Genomic DNA, 5,679 nt, shown 5'->3' with positions numbered 1-5,679 from the left:
CAGACAAGGTGCTGGTAACACCCCTGACACACAGACAGAACCTCCGTGGATTATCGGACTACGCCACGCTAAAAGCGCCGCTACTGCGGCCCATGTCCCATCGGGGGCAACGAGACCGGCTGAGGGGAGACCCTCGGTAACAGGACCGTTCCCGGCTGCGTCGCTCGTCGAAGAGCATGATCAAACAGACCTCAAGACCAATGTGGGCATAATCGGGCAGGCCGACCACATGGAAGATAGACCAGTGTCAGAAAGAGTCATTGAGGATATGCCGCGCCGCAGGACAACAGAGAATGACACCTGCCAAGAACGAACGAAGCGACCGACCGACCGACCGTCAGCGTTCCTTCTTGCTTGTCCGCAAGGGCAAGCCCTCACTTCGCTCACTCACTCCCTCCCATCAGCAATACGGTTGATATACCGTTGGCACGCCATCTAACACCTGCCGTTCGTCTAGTGTTTTTGTAATCTGTCTGACGTTACATCCTATGTCCTGCTGATTAGATGCAATCCACTGGATGATCGAGAGATTCACCGAACGCACCCCCCAAACGGAAATCGGCCGTTGAGCACTCTTCACATGCTCACGAGATGAACCGACCTCCGAATTATCCAACACCTCGCCTAGTTTCAAGCCATCCCATACCCGCTCAGCAGGAGCACCATCAGTCCAAGGGTCATTATTGACGTATGTCCCAAGCACCTTATCGTCAAGAAACTCGGAAACCGGTTTATTCAGAATCGCCTGATCGTCGGATGGACCATCAAGACCGCATTTAAGGCATCGTCGCGCCGCAACCACTGCCCGCCACTTCGCCTTTCGCTGTATCTCCGTGTGCTCGGGCATCCTCGAAACCTGCGAACGAAACCAAGCACGAACCAATCTCCGATATATCCAGAACCCCTTGAAATCGCCGGTGTCGTAATCCAGATCGAATATCGGCGGACTGTGTTTAGGCCAGTCGCCGCCACGACCCCACATGCGCCCCGGCTTTTCGCGCCATCCCTCGGACGGCAGGTTTTGCGGCGCACGCTGATAGTGCTTCGCGCCTCGGCTTCCATGCTTCGCCACGTACTGCACCCAACGCCAGGCATACAGCCTTTTCACGTCCTGCGCCTTCGCCTGGGCATTACAACCGGCCTTTCGCACGATATCAATCCATTGACTGACTGAAAACGGTATGAACGCATCCTCATTCCCGTTTCTGACCCATACGCTCATATGGATATGCGGCGTGCCTTTCCTTGTGAATTCGATGAGCCAGTGATTTCTCAGCAATCCGAATTTCCGGTCAATCCTTTTCAGGAAGTTTCCTATCATCCGATGGAACTTCTCTGGTTCCGGAACCGGCCCGACGCCTGCCCTGACCGTGAGCGTGAGCGTGAAGCCCGTGCCGGACAAGTCATCAATTTCGATGGCCCGAAGGAAGTCCGTGTTCCTGCGAGCCACGTCATCGGTCCATCCGGCGCACACGTCACGCTTGCCGCCACCCTTACGGACTTCGTCCAATTCCTCGTCATCATCCCGATCATCATCAAACCGTGTAAGCAACGCGATGGCGGTTCCGCCGTTGGCCTGAACCTTGATTCTGGACACTTTTCGCCACCTCCGGTCCAAAAACGGAAAGATATGCGGTCTTGAATCAAGAAAGAAAGAAAAAGAAAGAAAGTCGCCGCCACGCCCCCGTTTCGGACCCAAGGGCCCTACACGGTGACGGACGGCGACAGGCTTCGCCTACTTGTCTTCTCGAATCACCCAATCGTCATCCGAATCTAAGTCCTCGGAATCGGTCGAAACCTTGACCGGTGCCGGGAACAGATTCCGCAGTTCCTCGTGCGGCAGATAGTCGAAATGAATAATCTCGGTTCCCCCGGTACCAGTGGTGCGAACGGCCATGCCTCTATCCTCCGGTCCGAACGTCGGGCGTGTAGGCAACGGCTCGCCCTCGGGCACAACGCCCAGTGCCGCCCGTGCCGATTCGGGCGACGAGACGAAGAAACAGACTTTCTGCCCCATCACGTCGCGTAGGTCCGTTGAGATCGAGGCAGCGGTTGGCTTCTGCGTGGCAAGGATGCAAACTATTCCCGCCGAACGACAGAGTTTGATAAGACTGATCAGTCTGTTAGTGAACAGTTTCACATCGTTCTTATCTTCGGGCGATTGAGGGGAGACGTACATCTGAGCCTCATCAATCACCAATACAATGACCTTATCCTTGGGATGGTCGGTAAACCCGTTCCAGAAGTTCTCTTCCGCCTGCGAGTTCCTTCGTTCCATCGTTTTCCAGACCAATTCAAGAATGGCGGAAGCAAATTCCATATTCGTGGAATTGCTGTAGGACGCGCAACGGGAACGTGCCCAATCCCATCCCATATCGCCCTTGCCATTCAGCAAATGGACCTCGGCCAGATCAGGACGCGACAGGAACGCAGACACCAGAAGATCAAGAGAAGCGGACTTGCCTTCACCCGGGTCACCAGCCAATAAGACACCAGCAACATTGGCGAAATCAATCCACGCATCACCGTCTAGCCCTCGGCCAACGCGAACAGCCAACTGGCCACGACCTGCACGAACAATCGGCGGCTCATGGACAACGACCGCAGACCGAATGGCATCGAATCTCGATACTTTCAATAACCTGACCTGCCATACCGCATTGCCGATCTTCTCAAGCTCATAATCGGCACAATCCCAAGCATTCAATGAAGCCGAAATCGCCTCACGCAAACGATGTTCGGTGATACCCACCACATCCACATTCTCCAGACGAAGACTATCCTTCGTCAGCCAGCATCTGTAATTCTTCCCGTTATTCGGTACCAGCTTCGCGTCACGAAGCCATTGGTTGCCGCGTCTGCGGGCGGCGCGTCTGGAAGCGCGCCGCACATCGCCCGCGACCGGCAACGACCAGATAGCGGCCTCCCGTACGCGGCCGTGTGCGCAAACCGCCGTAGCCACCAGAGCCATCAGCAAGGCCACCAGCGCAGATGCAACAAACCATCTGTAAGAAGAATCACGCAATACGAGCCAACTCCCGCAGGCCACGGCAACCCATATCAACGTGACCAAACAAGCGTTAAAGGCATCAACAAGAAAACTGTTCGTCTTATTCGCATCAGTATTAGACGGCACAGAATCCCCCCTTACATACGAAAGCGGAGGGATACAGGTATCCCTCCGCACTTGATCAATTCAATCCTCGGGAATGGCAGGCCTATATAGCTCAAGCCATTTGCCGAGCACATCAGAAACCAACTTGGAACGTGGAACCCGCTTCGACTCGGCCACATCGTCAATACGCTTCAACAGTCCAACGTTGAAGCTCAAAGTGACGGGAACACGACGAGGCATCAGAAGCTAGGCTCCTCGTCATCGGATTCCGCAGGCTTAACAGCATGGGCACCGGCAGCAGCAGCCGCACCATCCACGATCTGGAAATCATCCGCCACAAGATAATTGCCGCTCACGCCGTTCTGCAAGGTATAGGGAACCAGCTCCAACGAAGTCGGAATCACCGCGTGACCAATCAAAGAGGACGGGTCACTACCGAAAAGCTTGATTTCCAGCAGATCACCACGCCTACGGCCAGCACGCTTGAAGTAGACCGCCACACGGTACTCAATCTGTCCGTCGCGATTGCGCTTCGGAGTCGAGCCATCCTGTTCGGTGGCCACATAGACATCCTCGACACGCATCGGCGCAGAATCGCCGCACATAGCATCGAGATCGATAGGCACAGGGAAATTGATACTCAAACAAAACCTCCTTCTGAAAAGGGACCGGGCCAACCCCAGCCGACAGAAGAAAGTCTCATTCACTCATACATAAGCAAAATACGCAGAACACTAATCAGACACCACAAAACCGCATGAAATCAACGTTTCTAAGTAATACAAAGAAGGACATGCACCCCCCCTACAAATTAGCTAGCAAAAAGCTGGGCCGGTATCTACGGATACCGGCCCTAAAGCTCCTTAGTAAGGGGTCAGATCAGCTTGCTCTTAGGAATTCCCGGTTCCTAAGGCAATTTCGCTTGCCTCACTGGCTCTACTCAGATTCTAACACTCGATGCTGAGAAGTAATACTACGATAGTGATGTTGCCCGCTTTCCCGGAGCAGGCAACAGCCAGTGAACCCAGCCGCGTCAGCGGTAGCTGGCCGGCTCCTTAGTAAGGAGGTTCGGATCAAATGCCGAACAATAATAACAATAAGAAGCAGGATTCGCTCCTGCGACTGTTCATGACAACAGTTTTAGTGATATTCGCTGCGAAGGTCTCACCTCTCGTTGCGGACTTCATCTGCATCGCTGTAATGGCGTATGCAATGATCGATAATCACAAGGACTGCTAGTCAAAGGGCCTGTCTGTCATTTCGCTTACGGGCAGGCCCCTGAAAACACTCTCCAGACTTTACAAAAAGAACCGAATAAGATATATTGAAAAATAAATATTTATATTTATTGAAAGGTGAGCATCTTGATCATCGGCATACTTAACATTAAAGGAGGAGTTGGCAAAACCACCACGGCAATGGCTCTGGCCACAGCGGCCAGTCGTGATGGCGGAGCCGTCACTGTAGTGGACACCGACCCACAGGGTTCCGCCACTTTATGGGAACAGGCGTCACAGGATAACTCCGCACCACTGCCTTTCCCTGTAGTGTCCAGGAACAAAGCCGAAATCCGACGAATGCGGTCAAATCGTCCTGACTCGAACGGTGAAATTATCTTCATCGACTGTCCTCCAAACGGCGACGTAATCAGCGAAACCATCAAAACATCAGACTTCGTAATCATCCCATCAACAGCCTCACCCATCGATCTGCAACAAACGATGGCAACATGTGAGGCATGCCAAGACGCAGGAACCGACTACGCAGTGCTAATCGTCATGGCAAGACGAGGCACCAGCGCCCTTGCCTCATTCCGCCACACGATAGAAGAAAGCGGAGCCGGAATCTTCGACACTGAAATACCACTCAGGGAATCAATCAAAAATACATTCGGCTACGCATTCCGCAGCAACCTCAGCGGATACGAAGACGCTTGGAACGAACTCAAGGAAGCCGTCAAATGAAAAAAGCCAAACCAATCACGACCATGAAGATCTACCAACGGGAAGAACCGGCCATACAGACAAGAGACATCATGGACAACCAAGACAACTACAAACGAGGAGATGGAGAGGAAAAGTCGGTGGGAAAGGTCATGACCACGTTCCAAATGGATAAGGAACTTAAGGAACAGCTCAAAGCCTATTGCAAAGACCGCGGCCTGAAAATGGGAGATTTCATCAACAACGCAATCAAGCAGGCGCTAGAATAAATAAAAATATTTAAATAAAAATATTTAAATATCATCATGTCTGTTCGATAATGTGCCATTCCGACGCACCAAACCAAAACAAAATCTAACAGTCTTGAAGTGAGCTTCATACGTTCCCATTCTCAATAAGGAATGTGCGAATCAACACGTGGAAGAAAAAAAATGCTCACGACGCTGGTAACATCGTGAGCTGAAGAAATAAACAAGTTCAGTCTACCACTATGTCAGACAAGGTGCTGGTAACACCCCTGACACACAGACAGAACCTCCGTGGATTATCGGACTACGCCACGCTAAAAGCGCCGCTACTGCGGCCCATGTCCCATCGGGGGCAACGAGACCGGCTGAGGGG

5 protein-coding genes are annotated in these 5,679 nt (G+C 52.6%); 2 read left to right on the top strand and 3 right to left on the bottom strand.

The features are described 5' to 3' along the window. Nucleotides 1-400 precede the first annotated feature (400 nt). The 3 genes from JS536_RS11585 to JS536_RS11575 all read right to left on the bottom strand — a co-directional run bounded on the left by JS536_RS11585 (nucleotide 401) and on the right by JS536_RS11575 (nucleotide 3,759). Nucleotides 401-1,597 (bottom strand): hypothetical protein, encoded by a 1,197-nt coding sequence (locus JS536_RS11585; protein WP_214357048.1) that lies wholly within the window; start codon nucleotides 1,595-1,597, stop codon nucleotides 401-403. Nucleotides 1,598-1,735: 138 nt separating this feature from the next. Next, the gene (locus JS536_RS11580) at nucleotides 1,736-3,136 is read right to left on the bottom strand and encodes a hypothetical protein (protein WP_214357047.1); all 1,401 of its coding nucleotides are present in this window, start codon (nucleotides 3,134-3,136) and stop codon (nucleotides 1,736-1,738) included. 218 nt (nucleotides 3,137-3,354) lie between these two features. Next, nucleotides 3,355-3,759 carry a hypothetical protein gene (locus JS536_RS11575; RefSeq protein ID WP_214357046.1) on the bottom strand — a complete coding sequence of 135 codons (405 nt, stop codon included), beginning with the start codon at nucleotides 3,757-3,759 and terminating at the stop codon, nucleotides 3,355-3,357. A 720-nt stretch (nucleotides 3,760-4,479) separates the two neighbouring features. Between JS536_RS11575 and JS536_RS11570 the strand changes: the two genes are divergently transcribed. Continuing rightward, entirely contained in the window at nucleotides 4,480-5,079 is a 600-nt protein-coding gene (locus JS536_RS11570; RefSeq protein WP_214357045.1) for a ParA family protein, read from the top strand. Beyond that, nucleotides 5,076-5,327, top strand: coding sequence for a hypothetical protein (locus JS536_RS11565; protein WP_214357044.1), 252 nt, complete (start codon nucleotides 5,076-5,078; stop codon nucleotides 5,325-5,327). The genes JS536_RS11570 and JS536_RS11565 overlap by 4 nt, the downstream gene beginning before the upstream one ends. The last annotated feature ends 352 nt before the right edge of the window (nucleotides 5,328-5,679 follow it).

It is taken from the genome of Bifidobacterium sp. SO4 (genome assembly GCF_018555355.1).
Classification (GTDB): Bacteria; Actinomycetota; Actinomycetes; order Actinomycetales; family Bifidobacteriaceae; genus Bifidobacterium; species Bifidobacterium miconisargentati.
Note: the sequence above shows the minus strand (reverse complement) of the source record. Positions and strands in the feature narration are given on the sequence as shown.